The following is a 258-nucleotide window of genomic DNA, read 5'->3' as shown; positions in this document are numbered from 1 at the left end:
GGGTCTGGGCAGATTCGAACTGCCGACCTCACCCTTATCAGGGGTGCGCTCTAACCAACTGAGCTACAGACCCAATTTCGGGCTGCTTCTTTCGTCTTCTTCAATGAATCAAGCAATTCGTGTGGGAGCTCATGGAGCAGCTGATGTCGTCGATTAAGGAGGTGATCCAGCCGCAGGTTCCCCTACGGCTACCTTGTTACGACTTCACCCCAGTCATGAATCACACCGTGGTAACCGTCCTCCCGAAGGTTAGACTAG

General features: G+C 53.5%; 1 tRNA gene and 1 rRNA gene. Both read right to left on the bottom strand.

The annotated features are described in order from the left end of the window. Positions 1 to 73, bottom strand: a tRNA-Ile gene (locus QMX93_RS30930). Positions 74 to 154: 81 nt separating this feature from the next. Further along, positions 155 to 258: ribosomal RNA gene (locus tag QMX93_RS30925) — 16S ribosomal RNA — on the bottom strand; the annotation flags it as partial.

The sequence above is a fragment of the Pseudomonas sp. PS01303 genome (assembly GCF_029959385.1).
Classification (GTDB): Bacteria; Pseudomonadota; Gammaproteobacteria; order Pseudomonadales; family Pseudomonadaceae; genus Aquipseudomonas; species Aquipseudomonas rustica.
This window is presented reverse-complemented; position numbering and strand designations above follow the sequence as displayed.